Source organism: Aeromicrobium sp. (genome assembly GCF_049586495.1).
Lineage (GTDB): Bacteria > Actinomycetota > Actinomycetes > Propionibacteriales > Nocardioidaceae > Aeromicrobium.
Genome location: NZ_JBAVCB010000162.1, coordinates 1 through 15,819, shown reverse-complemented (window position 1 = coordinate 15,819; position 15,819 = coordinate 1). Strand labels below are relative to the sequence as shown.

At 67.8% G+C, this 15,819-nt stretch carries 13 protein-coding genes and 1 pseudogene; 13 read left to right on the top strand and 1 reads right to left on the bottom strand.

Features of this window, described 5'->3' with window-relative positions:
* The 13 genes and pseudogenes from rplD to WB508_RS08550 all read left to right on the top strand — a co-directional run.
* Window positions 1-307, top strand: a pseudogene (gene rplD / locus WB508_RS08610) (50S ribosomal protein L4); the annotation flags it as partial.
* A 36-nt stretch (window positions 308-343) separates the two neighbouring features.
* Window positions 344-1,156 (top strand): translation elongation factor Ts, encoded by an 813-nt coding sequence (gene tsf, locus WB508_RS08605; protein WP_423844473.1) that lies wholly within the window; start codon window positions 344-346, stop codon window positions 1,154-1,156.
* A gap of 25 nt (window positions 1,157-1,181) precedes the next feature.
* Window positions 1,182-1,982 carry a UMP kinase gene (gene pyrH / locus WB508_RS08600; RefSeq protein WP_423844472.1) on the top strand — a complete coding sequence of 267 codons (801 nt, stop codon included), beginning with the start codon at window positions 1,182-1,184 and terminating at the stop codon, window positions 1,980-1,982.
* Window positions 1,983-2,014: 32 nt separating this feature from the next.
* Entirely contained in the window at window positions 2,015-2,536 is a 522-nt protein-coding gene (frr, locus tag WB508_RS08595; protein WP_423844474.1) for a ribosome recycling factor, read from the top strand.
* Window positions 2,526-3,407 carry a phosphatidate cytidylyltransferase gene (locus tag WB508_RS08590; protein ID WP_423844471.1) on the top strand — a complete coding sequence of 294 codons (882 nt, stop codon included), beginning with the start codon at window positions 2,526-2,528 and terminating at the stop codon, window positions 3,405-3,407. Before frr ends, WB508_RS08590 begins: the two co-directional genes overlap by 11 nt.
* Window positions 3,408-3,436: 29 nt before the next feature.
* Window positions 3,437-6,844 carry a DUF2126 domain-containing protein gene (locus WB508_RS08585; RefSeq protein WP_423844470.1) on the top strand — a complete coding sequence of 1,136 codons (3,408 nt, stop codon included), beginning with the start codon at window positions 3,437-3,439 and terminating at the stop codon, window positions 6,842-6,844.
* Window positions 6,841-9,297, top strand: coding sequence for a circularly permuted type 2 ATP-grasp protein (locus WB508_RS08580; RefSeq protein WP_423844469.1), 2,457 nt, complete (start codon window positions 6,841-6,843; stop codon window positions 9,295-9,297). The genes WB508_RS08585 and WB508_RS08580 overlap by 4 nt, the downstream gene beginning before the upstream one ends.
* Window positions 9,298-9,303: 6 nt before the next feature.
* On the top strand, window positions 9,304-10,176 hold the full coding sequence (locus WB508_RS08575) for a transglutaminase family protein (RefSeq protein WP_423844468.1): 873 nt from the start codon (window positions 9,304-9,306) through the stop codon (window positions 10,174-10,176).
* Window positions 10,177-10,226: 50 nt separating this feature from the next.
* Window positions 10,227-11,207, top strand: coding sequence for a zinc-binding metallopeptidase family protein (locus WB508_RS08570; RefSeq protein ID WP_423844467.1), 981 nt, complete (start codon window positions 10,227-10,229; stop codon window positions 11,205-11,207).
* A gap of 48 nt (window positions 11,208-11,255) precedes the next feature.
* Window positions 11,256-12,398, top strand: coding sequence for a 23S rRNA (adenine(2503)-C(2))-methyltransferase RlmN (rlmN, locus tag WB508_RS08565; protein WP_423844466.1), 1,143 nt, complete (start codon window positions 11,256-11,258; stop codon window positions 12,396-12,398).
* A complete protein-coding gene (locus WB508_RS08560; protein ID WP_423844465.1) occupies window positions 12,391-13,152 on the top strand; it encodes an HAD family hydrolase in 762 nt (253 codons plus the stop codon). Before rlmN ends, WB508_RS08560 begins: the two co-directional genes overlap by 8 nt.
* Before the next feature lie 9 nt (window positions 13,153-13,161).
* Window positions 13,162-13,899, top strand: a complete 738-nt coding sequence (locus tag WB508_RS08555) for an enoyl-CoA hydratase (RefSeq protein WP_423844464.1) — start codon at window positions 13,162-13,164, stop codon at window positions 13,897-13,899.
* Between the two features lie 2 nt (window positions 13,900-13,901).
* Window positions 13,902-14,354 carry an AMP-binding protein gene (locus tag WB508_RS08550; protein ID WP_423844463.1) on the top strand — a complete coding sequence of 151 codons (453 nt, stop codon included), beginning with the start codon at window positions 13,902-13,904 and terminating at the stop codon, window positions 14,352-14,354.
* Window positions 14,355-14,403: 49 nt separating this feature from the next.
* Here WB508_RS08550 and WB508_RS08545 read toward each other — a convergent pair whose 3' ends face one another.
* Complete coding sequence (locus WB508_RS08545; RefSeq protein ID WP_423844462.1) at window positions 14,404-15,792, bottom strand: aspartate aminotransferase family protein; 1,389 nt, start codon at window positions 15,790-15,792, stop codon at window positions 14,404-14,406.
* Window positions 15,793-15,819 lie beyond the last annotated feature (27 nt).

The window sequence follows — 15,819 nt, the reverse complement described above, 5'->3', positions numbered from 1 at the left end:
TGAGTCGCCCGAGTCCGACGCTGTCGACGCTGCTCCGGCCGTTGACGCCCCCGTGTCGCCGGCGACCACCACCGGTGCCGGCGTCGCGCCGCCCGAGGGTGCTACCGCGACCGCCCCGTTCGGTCCTGGCTCCAAGGCTCCGCTCAAGAGCGGCAATGCCCCCAAGGGCTTCCCGGTCAAGGGCAACGCCGACTCCGGCAAGTACCACACCGAGGACAGCCAGTGGTACGAGCAGACCGTCGCTGAAGTGTGGTTCGACACCGCTGAGACGGCTGAGGCCGCCGGCTTTGTCGCTCCCGGCGCCTGATCACCACCCACCCCACGCAGAAGAGGACCACCTGACATGGCCATTGCAGCCGTTGATGTGAAGAAGCTCCGCGACGCCACCGGCGCCGGCATGATGGACGCCAAGAAGGCGCTCACCGAGGCCGACGGCGACTTCGACAAGGCCATCGAGGCGCTGCGCATCTCAGGCGCGGCCAAGGCCGCCAAACGTGCCGATCGAGAGGCCTCTGCAGGTCTGGTCGCGAACTCCGGCACGGCGATCGTCGAGCTGAAGTCCGAGACCGACTTCGTGGCCAAGAACGACCAGTTCATCGCGCTGGCCCAGCAGCTGGCCGAGCTCGCTGATGCGACCAAGCCGGCTTCGGCCGAGGAGTTCGCAGCGGCCACGCTTGACGGCGGCAAGACCGTGGCCGAGACGGTGGCCGACCTGGCCATCGTCATCGGCGAGAAGCTCGAGCTCGGCCGCGTCGCCGCGTTTGACGGGGAGGTCGCCACATACATGCACCGTCGTGCCAGCGACCTGCCGCACGCCGTAGGCGTGCTGGTGGAGTTCGAGGGCGGCGATGCCGAGGTCGCTCGCACCGTGGCCATGCAGATCGCGGCCATGCGCCCGCGCTACCTCACGCGCGACGAGGTGCCTGCGGAGATCGTCGCCAAGGAGCGCGAGATCGCCGAGGCGACCGCACGCGAGGAGGGCAAGCCCGAGCAGGCGATCGTCAAGATCACCGAGGGTCGCCTCAATGGCTTCTTCAAGGACGTCGTGCTGCTGGAGCAGCCGTCAGTGACCGATGACAAGAAGACGGTCCAGGCCGTGGTCGACGCCGCTGGCGTCCAGCTCAAGCGCTTCGCGCACATCGAGGTCGGCTCCTGACGGAGGCCGCAAGGGAGACACGCACATGACGACTGGCGAGCACGAAGCACCCACGGAGTCTGCGCGTCCCCTGCGGCGGGTGCTGCTGAAGCTGTCCGGCGAGGTGTTCGGCGGCGGCAAGCTCGGCATCGACCCTGATGTCGTCAACGGCATCGCCAAGCAGGTGGCCCTGGCAGTCGGCGAGGGCGTCGAGGTGGCCATCGTCGTCGGCGGTGGCAACTTCTTCCGCGGTGCCGAGCTGAGCCAGCGCGGCATGGACCGCTCACGGGCCGACTACATCGGCATGCTCGGTACCGTCATGAATTGTTTGGCCTTGCAGGACTTTTGCGAGAAGCAGGGCATTGACACTCGGGTGCAGTCCGCCATCACGATGGGTCAGGTCGCCGAGCCGTACATCCCGCGGCGCGCGATTCGGCATCTCGAGAAGGGTCGCGTCGTCATCTTCGGCGCTGGCGCTGGCATGCCGTACTTCTCCACCGACACCGTGTCGGCGCAGCGCGCGCTGGAGATCAAGGCTGACGCCGTGCTGATGTCCAAGAGTGGCGTCGACGGTGTCTACACCGCCGACCCGCGCACGGATCCCACCGCCCACAAGCTGGACGAGATCACGTTCGCCGAGGCGCTCCGGAACAACCTCAAGGTGGTCGATGCTGCGGCGTTCGCGCTGTGCATGGAGAACGACCTGCCGATGATCGTGTTCGGCATGGAGGGCGAGGGCAACATCGCCCGGGTCCTGCGTGGTGAGAAGATCGGCACGTTGGTCCATTCTGGCGACGCTGGTTCAGAACACGGACATCCAGGACACGAGAACGAGGACATCAAGTGATCGATCAGACCCTGCGTGAGGCCGATGCCAAGATGGAGAAGGCGGTCGAGCACACGCGCGAGGAGTTCGCCGCCATCCGCACGGGGCGTGCACATCCGGCCATGTTCGCCAAGATCACCGCCGAGTACTACGGCACACCGACCCCGCTGCAGCAGCTCGCCGGGTTCCAGGTTCCTGAGCCTCGTACCGTGATCATCCAGCCGTACGACCAGGGCGCCAAGGCGGCCATCGAGAAGGCCATTCGTGAGTCCGATCTCGGGGTCAACCCCTCCGATGACGGCAACGTGCTGCGAGTGACGCTGCCTGAGCTGACCGAGGAGCGTCGCAAGGAGTACATCAAGCTCGCCAAGTCCAAGGCTGAAGAAGGTCGCGTCGCCGTGCGGGGCGTGCGTCGCAACGCCAAGCAGTCGATGGACAAGGCCGAGAAGGATTCCGAGATCAGCAAGGACGACGTCACGGGCGGCGAGAAGCGTCTCGACGGCATGACCAAGAAGTTCGTTGACGTGATCGACGACCTGCTCAAGAACAAGGAAGCTGAGCTCCTTGAAGTCTGAGCCTGCTGACCCCCCGCCGACAGAGGCAGGGTCGACAGAGGCAGCCGAGGCACCCAAGAAGAGTCGGGCCGGTCGCGACCTGCCGGCAGCCATCGGCGTCGGCGTGAGCTTGGTGGCCTTGGTCTTCGCGTCGCTGTTCTTGTACAAGGACGTGTTCGTGTTCGTGGTGGCGATCGCTCTCACGATCGGGCTCTGGGAGCTTGGACGCGCCGTCAGCACGGTGGGCATCGCCATTCCCGTGCTGCCCGTGGCGGCCGGCGGAAACATCATGCTGGTGGGCGGCTACTACGGCGGCATGGAGACAGCCTCGGTGGCCATGGCGCTGACCGTCATCGGCCTGCTGGTGTGGCGCCTGGGGGACGGTGCCGACGGCTTCGTCCGCGACACCACGGCCGGGGTCTTCTCCTTGGCCTACCTGTACCTCATGGGCGTGTTCGTCGTGCTCATGCTGGTCGAGGAGGACGGACCCTGGCGGGTCGTTGCCTTCATCCTGGCCACGATCGCCTCTGACATCGGCGGGTACATCGCCGGTGTGCTGTTCGGCAAGCACCCGATGGCACCGACCATCAGCCCCAAGAAGTCTTGGGAGGGTGCGGTCGGTTCGCTGCTGGTCGGCATCGCCGCGAGCATCGTCTTCGTCGTGCTCGTGCTGGACGGTCCGTGGTGGGCTGGCGCGTTGCTCGGCGCCGCCGGCATGATCTTCGCGACCCTGGGCGACCTGTCCGAGTCGCTGATCAAGCGTGATCTCGGCATCAAGGACATGGGCACCCTGCTGCCCGGACACGGCGGCGTCATGGACCGTCTCGATTCGTTGATCGCGGTCGCTCCGATCGCCTGGCTCGTGCTGTACACGCTGGTCCCGGTTACCTGAGCGACAACTCCACGAGGCAGGCTGGTCACATGTCCATCAAGGTCGCACTCGAACACCGCACCACCTACTCCTTCGATCGACCCATCCGGCTGGGCCCACATGTCGTCCGGCTGCGCCCGGCTCCTCACTCGCGCACCCCGATCGAGGCCTACACGCTGCGCGTGCTGCCGGTGCAGGATGAATCAGGCACCGTGGCGACCCACTTCGTCAACTGGCAGCAGGACCCGTTCGGCAACTGGATGGCCCGTCTGGTCTTCCCTGATCCAGTCAAGGAGCTCGACGTCACAGTGGGCCTCGTGGCCGACCTGGTCTCGATCAACCCGTTTGACTTCTTCGTCGAGGAGTACGCCGAGCGCTTCCCGTTCAGCTACGAGCCCGAGCTCGCTGCGGACCTGGCCCCGTACCTGCGCCCGGTGACCGAAGGAGCTGCTGCCACGCCCGGCCCGGTGGTCGCGGCGTGGAAAGCGGCCCTCCCGCCGGTGGATCCAGACGGTGTCCCGATCGTCACCTTCCTGGCCCAGCTCAACGCCGCCGTCAATCGCGACGTCGCCTACTCCGTGCGGATGGAGCCCGGCGTCCAGACACCCGACGAGACACTCGGTCGGGCCATCGGGTCGTGTCGTGACAGCGCGTGGCTGCTGGTCTCGTTGTTGCGGCAGTACGGCTTGGCCGCGCGATTCGTGTCTGGCTATCTGGTTCAGCTGACCTCGGACCAGACGGCGCTGGGCGGCGGCGCGAACGGGCCGGCCGAGGACTTCACCGACCTGCACGCATGGACCGAGGTCTATGTGCCGGGCGCTGGTTGGATCGGGCTCGACCCCACGTCGGCTCTGTTCGCCGGCGAGGGCCACATCCCGCTGTCAGCCACTCCGCACCCCTCATCCTCGGCAGCCATCTCTGGGCTCACCGAGCCCACCTCGGTGGAGTTCTCCTTCTCCAACACCGTCACGCGGGTGCACGAAGACCCGCGGGTCACCAAGCCGTACACCGACCAGGCGTGGGAGCGCATCGACGCGCTGGGCCAGGCCGTCGACGAGCGCCTCATCGCCGGCGACGTGCGCTTGACCCAGGGCGGCGAACCCACCTTCGTGTCGCTCGACGACATGGTGTCTCCGCAGTGGAACACCGACGCCGACGGGGACGACAAGCGACGGCTGGCAGCGCAACTCGCGGACACGCTGCAGAAGACCTACGCCGTCGGTGGCGTCGTGCACCGGGGTCAGGGCAAGTGGTACCCGGGGGAGCCGTTGCCCCGCTGGCAGATCGCGATGCAGTGGCGCGCCGACGGCACGTCGCTGTGGTCCGATCCCGCCCTGCTGGCCGACCCGTGGGACGCTGGCGCCGGCGATCCAGAGGCATCGGCGCACGCCGAGCAGCTGGCGCGCGAGATGACCCACCTGCTCGGGCTTCCCGCCGGACAGCTGCGTCCAGCCTTCGAGGACCCGCTCCTGAAGCTGGCCGTCGACCTGCGACAGCCCGCCGGCGACCCTCCCGGGATCGACCCGCTGGCCGCCGACGCCCAGGTCGCGGCCGGCCTTGACGCCGAGGTCACCGATCCCACGGGGTGGGTGTTGCCCATCGTCACGGGCGAGGAGTGGGCCAGCCCGGACTGGTCGCTGCGTCGCGGTCGCTTGGTGCTGATCCCCGGCTCGTCAGCCATCGGCCTCCGCCTGCCGCTGGACGCGATCAGCTGGTCCGACCCGGATGTGTCGGGCGATCCCTCCTATCTGGAGGCCGGCCCCGCGATCGAGCCCGGCATCGCCACGGTGCCCATGGTCCCCGTCGAGGGCCAACCCACCACCGCGCTGGCGGTGGAGGGCCGTGAGGGTTACGTGCACGTGTTCTTGCCGCCGACCGAGCGGCTCGAGGACTACGCGAACCTGCTGCACCTGATCGACGTTGCCGCCACGAAGCTGGCCCAGCCGGTCGTCATCGAGGGCTACGGTCCGCCGCCGGACCCCCGGCTGACCCAGCTCATCGTCACGCCCGATCCCGGTGTCATCGAGGTCAACGTGCAACCGACCTCGTCGTGGGCGGAGCTGCGCGATCTCACGCTGTCGCTGTACGACACGGCCCGCGAGCTGCGTCTGTCCACCGAGAAGTTCGATCTTGACGGCACGCACACGGGTACCGGCGGCGGCAATCACATCACCCTCGGCGGCGCCCAGCCGGCCGACTCGCCGATGTTGCGCCGTCCGGACGTCCTCGCCAGCATGGTGGCGTACTGGCAGCGGCATCCGGCGCTGTCCTACCTGTTTTCGGGACGGTTCATCGGCCCGACCAGCCAGGCTCCACGATTCGACGAAGGACGGCCCGAATCGATCTACGAGGCGGAGATCGCCCTGTCGGAGATCGCCCGACTCGTCGAAGCGACATCGGACGGCGGCGACCCTGCGCAGACCCATGTGGCGGGAGCCGCTGCAGCAGCCGCACCCGCGCTCTGGATCGTCGACCGCTCCCTGCGGCACATCCTGACCGACCTCACGGGCAACACCCACCGCGCCGAGTTCTGCATCGACAAGCTCTACAGCCCTGATTCCAGCCGTGGCCGTCTCGGACTGCTCGAGCTGCGGGGCTTCGAGATGCCGCCGCATGCGCAGATGGCGATGGTCCAGTCGTTGCTGGTGCGGTCGCTGGTGGCGATGTTCTGGGAGCGGCCGTACACCGAGCAGCTGATCCGGTGGGGCACGGCTCTGCACGAGGACTTCCTGCTGCCGCAGGGCGCCACGGCCGACATCAATGCTGTGGTCGCCGATCTGCAGGACTTCGGCATCGACTTCGACCCCACGTGGCTCGACCCCTTCACCGAGTTTCGATTCCCTCGCATCGGCGCGACCCGGATTCCGTTGGCCGGGGGTGCTGGCGTGCACCTCGAGCTGCGCAACGCCATCGAGCCGTGGCACGTGCTGGGGGAGGAAGCCACCGCTGGCGGCACCTCTCGGTATGTCGACTCCTCGATCGAGCGGCTGCAGGTCACCGTCGATGGCGTCCTGCCTGGCCGTCACGTGGTGACCTGCCAAGGCGTTCCCGTTCCGCTCACCCCGACGGGTCGCGCCGGTCAGTTCTACGCCGGGGTCCGGTACCGGGCGTGGCAGCCGCCGTCGGCGCTGCACCCGACCATCGAGGTCCATTCGCCGCTGACGTTCGAGATCATCGACACGCAGGCTGCGGTGTCGCTCGGCGGAGCGACCTACCACGTCGTGCACCCGGGTGGCCGTGCCCACGAGCACCCTCCGGTCAACGCTCGCGAGGCCGAGTCGCGTCGCGGCGGACGCTTCGTGGCGTTTGGCCACACGTCGGGCACGGTCGACGTTGCTGCGCTGCACGCCCTCGGGCGGCGGGCTGAGAGTCCGGAATACCCGCACACCCTCGACTTGCGACGAGTGCTGCGCACGCGTCCGACGCGCGAGGCCCGCCCGGAACGAGATGGTCGGTGACGGCGCTCGGTGACTACGCAGCCGCGTTCAACCAACCGGCCCTGACCCCGGAGTCCGCCACCCGCTACGACGAGGTCATCGCGCCGGACGGGTCGCTGCGCCCAGCCTGGGCGCCGCTGGCCGAGAGCGCGGTGCAGCTCACCGAGTCCGAGCTGCGCCGCGTCGAAGGCGACATCGAGCGGTTCCTCTCCCATGACGGCGTCACCTACACGCCGCCGGACGCCGAGGCCGAGCCGTGGCGCCTCGACCCGATGCCGCTGGTCCTGACGGCTGAGGAGTGGGCGCCGCTGGAGATGGGGCTCGCCCAGCGCACCGAGCTGCTCAATGCCATCCTCGTGGATCTCTACGGCCCACAGAAACTGCTCTCATCGGGCGTCCTGCCGCCAGCCGTCGTGTTCGGCCACAGCGGCTTCCTCCGGGTTGCGGCTCGGTCCTCGTCGCGCGATCGGCAACCGCTGTTGTTCGCGGCCACCGATCTGGGGCGCAACGCCGCCGGCGAGTGGCAGGTGCTCGCCGACCGAGCCCAGGCACCGTCAGGCATCGGCTACGCGATGGAGAATCGGCGCGTCATCTCCCGGGTCATGCCCGAGCTGTACCGCCGTGCTGGCCTGCACCGCATGGCCCCGTTCTTCCAAGCGCTGCGCGCCACCTTGATCGAGGCGGCGCCCGGCGACCGGCCGAATCCGAGGGTCGTGGTGCTGTCCCCGGGCAGCCACTCCGAAACGGCCTACGACCAGGCTTTCGTGGCCTCGAGCCTCGGTTTCCCGCTGGTCGAGGGCTCCGACCTCACGATGCGGGACGGCGCGGTCTGGATGCGCGTATTTGGTCGGCTCGAGCGAGTCGACGTCATCTTGCGACGGGTCGACGCGGCGTGGAGTGACTCGCTCGAGCTGCGCAAGGAATCTCGGCTCGGGGTCGCCGGCCTGTCCGAAGCCGTCCGCCGCGGTACCGTGCGCGTGGTCAACGGGCTGGGTGCCGGTGTGCTGGAGAATCCTGCGCTCATGCCATATCTGTCCCAGATGTGTGAGGCGCTGCTGGGCGAACCACTGCGCCTGCCGTCGGTGCGAACCTGGTGGTGCGGGGACGCGAGCTCAAGGCAGCACGTGCTCGATCGCCTTGACACCCTCATCGTCCGGGCCATCGATCTGCCCCATGACATGAGCCACCTGGCGCAGGACCGGGTGCGCGAGCTGATTCGAGACGAACCCCACCGGTACGTCGGCCAGGAACCGATCGCGTTGTCTCAGTCGCCCACCCTGCAGCCACGGGGCGTGCTCCCGATGGCATTGTCGTTGCGCACCTTCACGATGCGATACGGCTCCGGCTACCGGCCGCTGGTGGGTGGCCTGGCCAACGTGTACAACGGCGTCGACGCCACCTCGACCAAGGACGTCTGGGTGCTCAAGGACAGCCCCGACGATCCCGATCAGGGACTGGCGGACGTGCTGCCGCTCACCAACGTGCGGGCACCTGCGGCCATGGTGCCGCGCATCCTTGAAGACATGTTCTGGCTGGGGCGCTACGGCGAGCGAGCCGAGGACATGCTGCGCCTGATCATCACGGCGCATGGGTCGGCCCAGGACTTCCGCAGCCGGCCGCACAGCGCTGGCGGTGCGAGCCTGGCTGTCCTGATGGGCGTCATCGACCGCCTCGCAGGTCGCAGCATCACCGACGATCACGACGAGCGGTTCCGCTCGGTTTTGCTCGATGTGCACCGGCCGGGCTCGGTGGCCCAGTCGATCGCCAAGGTGCGCGACGCCGCACAGAGCGTGCGCGACCAGCTGTCGCCGGACATCTGGCATGCCTTCGGCAGCACCGATCGTGGCGCAGCGGCCTTGCGCAGCTACCCGTACAGCCACCAGATCTCCGAGAGCGCAGAACGCATGCTCACTGGCATGCTCGCGCTGCACGGCGTCACCGACAACATGATGCGCGACCCCGGCTGGCACATGATCGGCATCGGGCGTGCCGTCGAGCGCGGACTCCAGCTGACGCACCTGCTGCGGCCCACCGCGACCATCCGTCGCGGCATCGACGTGGATCGCGAAGTCCTGAATGCGGTCCTCACCGCGTCCGAGAGCAGCGTCACCCATCAGCGCCGGTACCGCGGCTACGTCCGCGTGGCGGGAGTGCTCGAGCTGCTGTTGTTCGACGCGGAGAACCCGCGGTCGCTCGCCTTTGGACATCACCGCATGCGCGAGCACCTGGCAGCCCTGCCCGAGTCGACCGGTTCGAGCCGTCCTGAACGTCTGCTGGACGACCTCGTCGAGCAGCTGGAGCGCGTCGAGGTCTCGACGCTGACCGCCATCGAGGGGGAGCGCCGACCTCATCTGGAACGATTCCTCGATCAGCACATGGACGGCCTGACCCGATTCGCCGGTTCGGTCGGTCACGTCCACTTCGCGCCCGTGCCCGTGCCGCGGGCGTTCGGCTTCGCGACGGTCCAGGAGTAGGGGCCCATGCGCTACCGCATCAGTCACCGCACCACGTACGCGTACGACGACGACGTGTCCGACAGCCTGGGCATCGCGTATCTCGTGCCGCGCGCGATGGCGTCGCAAACCGTGCTGGCGCACACGGTGCAGATCGATCCAGCGCCGGCAGACCGGTCGACAGATGCGGATTATCACGGCAACACCGCCACGTACTTCCAGGTGACAGAGCCGCACCGCACGCTCGTCGTGCTCGCGAGCAGTGAGGTCGAATCGTCCGCCCCGGCGTACGACGAAATTGCCCTGGCACAACCGTGGGAGCAGGCGCGGCCCGTCGATCGCCCGGACGTGCCGGACGCGTGGCGCACCGTGGACTTCAGTTTGCGGTCTGCGTTGGTCGACCAGCCGGAGGCCGCAAGGACCTATGCGGCCGAGTCGTTGCTCCCGGGTCGGCCGGTCGGCGAGGCGGTCACCGACCTGATGCATCGCATCCATGCCGATTTTGCCTACGACAAGACGGCCACGACCGTCACGTCCACGATTGACGACGTGCTCACCGAGCGGGCCGGCGTGTGCCAGGACTTCGCCCACCTGACCCTGGCCTGCCTGCGATCGCACGGACTGGCGGTTCGCTACGTGAGTGGGTACCTGGCCACCACGCCGCCACCGGGCAAGGAGCGCATCGTCGGATCCGATGCGACGCACGCCTGGGTGGCCGTCTGGGTCCCTGGTGCCGGGTGGCTGGCCGTCGACCCGACCAACGATCAGTGGGTCAACGACCGGTACGTCACCGTGGCGTGGGGACGCGACTACTCCGACGTGCCGCCGGTCAAGGGCGTGATCTTCACCGAAGCCAAGACCTCGACCCTCAAGGTCGAGGTCGACGTCGCGCCGATGTGATCGCCCCACCGCCACCGGCAAGACACCCACGGTCCTGCCACACTTGATCGGTGAAGTCGTTCTCATGTCGTGTCTGTGGCAACTCCCTCTACTTCGAGAACTCGATCTGCGTGTCGTGCCGCACGAATCTGGGTTTCTCCCGCGAGGAGCGGGCGATCGTTCCAGTTGACGGCAAGGGGCAGTACGTCGATGCCGACGGCGACATCTGGCACGTCTGCAAGAACCTCAACCTCTCCGGCTGCACGTGGCTGACCGAGTTTCCCGGCGGCTACTGCTTCAGCTGCGGGCTCACCCGCACGCGGCCGAGCGACGCCGATCTGGTCGGCCTGCGCGAGTACAAGGTCGCCGAGGAGGCCAAGCGTCGACTCGTGGTGGAGCTGGACACCCTTGGCTTTGCGATCACGCCTCGCAGCGAGGACGAGGAGAATGGGCTCGCCTTCGACCTGTTGTCCAGCGTCGAGGAGAACGTCACGACCGGCCACGAGAACGGCGTCATCACGCTCGACCTGGCCGAGAGCGACGACGCGCACCGCGAGAAGGTCCGCGTCGACCTCGACGAGCCGTATCGCACCATGCTGGGTCACTTCCGTCACGAGGTCGGGCACTACATCGAGTGGCAGTACGTGCGCGGTGACCTCATCGCCGCGGCCCGCGAGCTCTTTGGCAACGAGGAGGAGAGCTACCCTGATGCGATCGAGCGGCACTACAGCCAGGGCCCTCCCGCCGGCTGGGAGCAGAACTACATCAGCATGTACGCCACGATGCACCCGTTCGAGGACTTCGCCGAGACGTTCGCGCACTACCTGCACATCTGCGACACGATCGAGACGGCGTCAGCGCACGGGCTCGCCACGGTTGCTTCGCCCCAGGACTTCACGTCGTTCCGTGACCTGGTCGTCGGCGTCTGGGTCCCACTGAGCATCGCGCTGAACCAGATCAACCGGTCGATGGGCAAGGGAGCGCTGTACCCGTTCGTCATCCCCAGGCCTGTGCTCGACAAGCTGCAATTCGTCGCTGACCTGCCGCGCTGAGGTATTCGTCGATTCGGGCGATTCGGGCTCGGATGGGAGACTGGGCAGGTGTCTGACAACCTCAAGTCCCTGCCGCTGGTCTTCGAGCCGCCGCGTGGGCGTGGCAAGCCGCCGCGCCACCTCGCCGACCTGACCGCAGAGGAGCGCACCGAGGTCGTCACCTCACTCGGCGAGCCCGCCTTCCGCGGCAAGCAGGTCGCTGCCCACTACTTCTCGCGCCTGGAGCGCGACCCTGCTGGCATGACCGACCTGCCCGCGTCGTCTCGCGACAAGATCGTCGAGGCGCTGCTGCCACCGCTTCTGACCTCGGTTCGCACGATGGAGGCCGACAAGGGCACCACCCGCAAGACGCTCTGGCGGCTGTTCGACAACGCGCTGGTCGAGTCAGTCCTGATGCGGTATCCCGACCGCGCCACCATCTGCGTGAGCAGCCAAGCCGGTTGCGGCATGGCTTGTCCGTTCTGCGCCACCGGCCAGGGCGGGTTGGAGCGCAACATGAGCACCGCCGAGATCGTCGACCAGGTCGTCGACGCGGCCGGCGCCATGGCCCGTGGCGATGTCGCCGGCGGTCCCGGTCGGCTCTCGAACGTGGTGTTCATGGGCATGGGTGAGCCGATGGCCAACTACAAGGCGGTCATCGGAGCCGTGCGCCGCATGGTCGCCCCGAATCCCGACGGACTTGGGCTGTCGGCCCGCAACATCGTGGTCAGCACCGTGGGGCTCGTCCCGCGCATGAAGCAGCTGGCCACCGAAGGCATTCCGGTCACCTTGGCACTCTCGCTGCACGCGCCCGATGACGAGCTGCGCAACGAGCTGGTGCCGATCAACACCCGCTGGAGCGTCAACGAGACGGTCGAAGCGGCCTGGGAGTACGCCACCCTCACCGGTCGTCGCGTCTCGATCGAGTACGCCATGATGCGCGACATCAACGACCAGGCCTGGCGTGCTGATCTGCTGGCCGATGTGCTGCTGTCCTTCGGGGGCGGCACGGATCGTCCCGGCAGCTGGGTGCACGTCAACCTGATCCCGCTCAATCCGACGCCGGGCTCGAAGTGGACGGCTTCACGCCGTGAGGACGAGCGAGAGTTCGTCCGCCGTCTGGAGGCCAAGGGCATCTCCACCACGGTTCGCGACACGCGCGGCAGCGACATCGACGGGGCGTGCGGACAGCTCGCCGCCGCTGATGGCTGAGGCGATCGATCCCATCCGGGTTCTTGCCACCGACCTCGACGGCACGCTGCTGCGCAGCGACGGGACCGTGTCCGACGCCACTCGGCGGGCGCTCGACACTGCGTGGGCCGCCGGCGTCGTCACGGTGTTCGTCACGGCCCGGCCTCCGCGCTGGCTCGACCATTTGATCGATGTCGTCGGCGACCACGGGATCGTGGTGTGTGGCAACGGCGCCTTCGTCTACGACGTTCCCCAGCGGCGCGTGATCACCGAGCACGGCTTCGATGCCGACCACCTCCTGCCGCTCGTGCAAGACCTGCGCGAGGCCGTCCCCGGCATGGCGTTCGCAGCGGAGCGGGCCGACGGCATGGGTCGCGACCCCGAGTCGTCGGACAGCAACCATCCCGTCGGCAAGCTCTTGGGCTGGTCCGGCGAGGTGGATGCGCCCGAGTTCCACCGGCTCGTCACGGACGTGGTGGAGGACCGCGCCGAGATCGGGTTCAGCGGGGTGCACGGACTGGCCGAGATGACCGCTCCGGGCATCACGAAAGCCAGCGGACTGGCCGCGTGGTGCCTCGAGCGGGGCTTCAGCGCCGCCGATGTATGGGCCTGCGGAGACATGCCCAACGATCTGCCCATGCTGCGGTGGGCGGGTCGAGCCTTCGCCGTGGCCAATGCGCACAGCGAAGTGCTGGCGATCGCCGACGAGGTCATCGGGTCCCATGACGACGACGGGGTCGCCTCGGTGCTGAGGCGCTTGGCGGACGGCCGATAGCGTGGAGGCATGACTGATGTCGACGACGTGTTGTCGCTGGAGCATGACGGACCAGTGGCGGTGCTGGTGCTGCGCCGCCCGGACCGACGCAACGCCCTGAATCTCCAGTTGTGCCGCGCCATCCATGGGGGGGTCGATGAAGCCATCACGGCCGGGGCCCGCGCCATCGTCGTGACGGGCGAGGGCTCGGCATTCTGCTCGGGGGCCGATCTGGACGGCGTCTACGGCGGCGAATTCCTCGACGCGCTCTACGGCATGTTGCACCATCTCGCGTCTGTGTCGGTGCCCATCGTCGCGGCCGTCAACGGACCCGCGATCGGAGCCGGCACCCAGCTGGCGATGGCGTGCGATCTGCGCGTCGCTGATGCCACGGCCCGCTTCGGCGTTCCCACCGCTCGCAATGGCATGGCGGTCGACGCCTGGACGATCCGTACCTTGGAGAAGCTGGCTGGCTCCGGCCGCGCCCGCCAGATGATGCTCGGGGCCGAGATCATCGATCAGGGGCAGGCACTCACCTGCGGCCTGGCCGACCGTGCCGGAACACTGGATGACGCGCGGGCGTGGGCCCGCGAGATCGCAGGATTCGCCCCGCTGACGCTGGCGCACAACAAGCTGGTGCTGAACGGAGCTCCTGGCGACGAGGACGCTGTCGTCCAGAGCTTCGAGCGGGTCTGGGCCAGCGCGGACGTGCGCGAAGCCGCAGCGGCCCGGTCCGAGAAGCGCCCACCGGTCTTTCGGGGCGAGTGAGGATGGCCGACAGCCTGGTGTTCCGGGCCCTCGAGCGCCACGTGATCCACGGACGGGCGGATGAGATGGCCTTCACAGGCCTCGGTCGCCCGATGACCTACGCGCACCTGTTGCACGACTCGGCCTGTGTGGCGGGCTCGTTGCGAGATGTCGGCGTCGGCGTGGGCACGCGGGTGTCTGTCGACATCGCCGCCCGAAGGGAGCAGATCATCGCCGTCTTGGCCTGTGCGCGACTGGGGGCCGAGCTCGACGCCGACGCCGACATCCGGCTGACGGGTGAGCCGCCGGTCTTGACGACGGGGCAGACCGAGGTTTCGTGGAGCGTCCTGCTGCACGCAGGTCGGGTGGATCCGGCACCCGCGCCGGACGCAGATCCCGAAGGCTACGCAGAGAGGGTCGTCTCGGCGCATCGCGACATCTTCGCCGCACTGCTCGCCGGAAACGCCCTCACCTGACATCCCAGGCATGCGTCAGGACACGCAGGTCACAGTCCCGGCCCCGAGATCAGAGCCGGTTCTGCGCCGTGGTGAGCACTGACCGCAAGATCTGTTCGATCTCGTCGAAGTCGGTCTGCGTCGCGATGAGAGGCGGCGACAGCTGGATGACCGGGTCCCCTCGGTCATCGGCGCGGCAGTAGAGGCCATGGTCGAACAGGGCCTTGGATAGATAGCCGCGCAGCAGTGCCTCCGACTCCGCGTCGTCGAACGTGGTCTTGCTCGCCTTGTCCTTGACCAGCTCGATGCCGTAGAAGAAGCCGTCGCCTCGCACGTCGCCGACGATGTCGAGGTCGAGCAGCTTCTCCAGGGTGCTGCGGAACGCTCCGGCGTGGGCGCGCACGTGTCCGTTGAGGTCCTCGCGCTCGAAGATGTCCAGGTTCGCCATCGCGACCGCCGACGAGACCGGGTGCCCGCCGAAGGTGTAGCCGTGGGAGAAGCTCGTCGACCCGTGCAGAAAGGGCTCCATGACCTTCTCCGACGCGATCATCGCGCCGAGCGGGGAATAGCCCGAGGTCAGGCCCTTGGCGCAGGTGATCATGTCTGGCTCGTAGCCGAATCGAGTCGCCCCAAACATCTCGCCGAGTCGACCGAAGGCGCAGATGACCTCGTCGGACACGAACAGGACGTCGTGCCGATCGCAGATCTCGCGCACCTTCTGGAAGTACCCGGGCGGAGGGGGGAAGCAGCCGCCGGCGTTCTGCACCGGCTCGAGGAAGACCGCGGCCACCGTGTCAGGACCTTCGGTGATGATGGCCTGTTCGATCTCGTTGGCCGCCCAGGAGGAAAAAGCATCGAGGTCGCCCTCGGGCCCGTCGTAGCCCGACTCCGCTGCGCGGTAGGCGTTGGTGTTGGCCACGTGGACGGTGCTTGGCACCAGCGGCTCGAAGTTCTCCTTCAGAGCCGGAATGCCGGTGATGGACAGCGCACCATGCGTGGTGCCGTGATAGGCGACCTTGCGGCTGATGACCTTGGTCTTGGACGGCTTGCCCTGCAGCCGGAAGTACTGCTTGGCGGCCTTCCACGCCGTCTCGACCGCTTCGCCGCCGCCGGTCGTGAAGAACACCCGATTCAGATCGCCGGGAGCATAGTTCGCGACACGTTCGGCGAGGTCGATCGCCATGGGGTGAGCGAAGGTCCAGATCGGGAAGAATGCGAGCTCGCGGGCCTGTTTGGCAGCGGCCTCGGCGAGCTCCTCGCGGCCATGGCCAGCCTGGACGACGAACAGTCCAGCGAGTGCGTCGATGTAGCGCTTTCCCTTGACGTCCCAGATGTGCAGGCCCTCACCGCGCACGATCACGGGTATGTCGTGCTGCTCGTACATGCCGTGCCGCGAGAAGTGCATCCACAAGTGGTCCTTGCCGGCGCGCTGGAGCCGGTCGTATTCCAGATCGTTCACACCGTCAGTATCACTGGCAATCCGCCG

Coding starts and splice junctions, on each gene's coding strand:
- WB508_RS08560 (WP_423844465.1), top strand. CDS start 12,391: ATGGCTGAGGCGATCGATCCCATCCGGGTTCTTGCCACCGACCTCGAC.
- tsf (WP_423844473.1), top strand. CDS start 344: ATGGCCATTGCAGCCGTTGATGTGAAGAAGCTCCGCGACGCCACCGGC.
- WB508_RS08555 (WP_423844464.1), top strand. CDS start 13,162: ATGACTGATGTCGACGACGTGTTGTCGCTGGAGCATGACGGACCAGTG.
- WB508_RS08585 (WP_423844470.1), top strand. CDS start 3,437: ATGTCCATCAAGGTCGCACTCGAACACCGCACCACCTACTCCTTCGAT.
- pyrH (WP_423844472.1), top strand. CDS start 1,182: ATGACGACTGGCGAGCACGAAGCACCCACGGAGTCTGCGCGTCCCCTG.
- frr (WP_423844474.1), top strand. CDS start 2,015: ATGGAGAAGGCGGTCGAGCACACGCGCGAGGAGTTCGCCGCCATCCGC.
- WB508_RS08550 (WP_423844463.1), top strand. CDS start 13,902: ATGGCCGACAGCCTGGTGTTCCGGGCCCTCGAGCGCCACGTGATCCAC.
- WB508_RS08575 (WP_423844468.1), top strand. CDS start 9,304: ATGCGCTACCGCATCAGTCACCGCACCACGTACGCGTACGACGACGAC.